General features: G+C 52.3%; 1 protein-coding gene. It reads left to right on the top strand.

Going from position 1 to position 1,171, the window contains the following annotated elements; all coding sequences use genetic code 11:
• Positions 1 to 41: 41 nt before the first annotated feature.
• Entirely contained in the window at positions 42 to 1,160 is a 1,119-nt protein-coding gene (locus DFQ00_RS28685; RefSeq protein WP_110899778.1) for an IS110 family RNA-guided transposase, read from the top strand.
• Positions 1,161 to 1,171 lie beyond the last annotated feature (11 nt).

A 1,171-nucleotide genomic window follows, 5' to 3' on the forward strand; every position in this document is an offset into this window, starting at 1 on the left:
ACCACCATTTCAGAGCTACACAGCAAAGGAGAGCTATCACTATGCAGTCTACCACAAAATTCATCGGTTTAGATGTGTCCAAAGAAAAAATTTCGGTGGCCATTGCGGACGAAGGGCAAGCCAAACCTCGGTATTACGGATCCATCGCCCATACGCCTGCCGCGTTACGTAAACTCATCAAAGAGCTTGGGCCTGCAAATACCTTGTCCTTCTGCTATGAGGCCGGTCCGACAGGATACGAAACGCATCGCTGGCTTGAATCCATGGGTGCACATTGCATCGTTATCGCTCCTTCGCTCATTCCGAAACGGGCTGGAGATCGGGTGAAAACGGATCGACGCGACGCAGAACAACTGGCACGTTTGTTTCGTGCTGGCGAGCTCACACCTATTTACGTCCCTGCTCCAGAGGACGAAGCTCTGCGTGAATTGGTTCGTGCACGTGAAACGGCGAAGGAGGATGCACATCGGGCTCGGCAGCGTGTGCTCAAGTTTTTGCTCCGCCACCAGATTCATTCGCCAGAACACATCAAACGGGCCTGGACGAAGAAATATCGGATGTGGCTGGGAACCGTTACTTTTCCACAAGTCTCCATGCAAACGGCATTTACTGAGTATCTTCACACACTGCATGAGGTGGAACAACGGATCGGTCGGTTGGAAAAATCGCTTATTGAAGAGGCAGCTACCCATCCCAAAGCGGAAATGATTCGTATTTTACAGGCCCTTCGCGGCATTGGTTTCCTGACGGCGGTGACGCTGGTTTCGGAAATCGGATCGTTTGCCCGGTTTTCTTCCCCAGCAAAGCTCATGGCTTACTTGGGTCTGGTTCCCCGTGAGCATTCGTCTGGAGCCAGCACCAAACGAGGTTCCATCACCAAAACAGGGAATGGGCGTCTACGTCGAACCTTGATCGAATCAGCCTGGAGTTACCGTCACCGACCTGCGGTTAAAGGGGATCTGGCCATCCGTTTAGAAGGTCTGTCTGCGGACGTGGGGCAGATTTCATGGAAAGCGCAAAACAGGTTACATGCCAAATACCGCCGCCTGATCTTTGTAAAACACAAGCACCCCAATGTGGCAATTGCCGCTGTAGCGCGTGAACTGATGGGTTTTATTTGGGCGGTTGCCCGAACCATAGAACAGCCGAACGCCCAGTAATTGGTGTTGCA

This window comes from Paenibacillus barcinonensis, assembly GCF_003217495.1.
Lineage (GTDB): Bacteria > Bacillota > Bacilli > Paenibacillales > Paenibacillaceae > Paenibacillus > Paenibacillus barcinonensis.

Coding starts and splice junctions, on each gene's coding strand:
- DFQ00_RS28685 (WP_110899778.1), top strand. CDS start 42: ATGCAGTCTACCACAAAATTCATCGGTTTAGATGTGTCCAAAGAAAAA.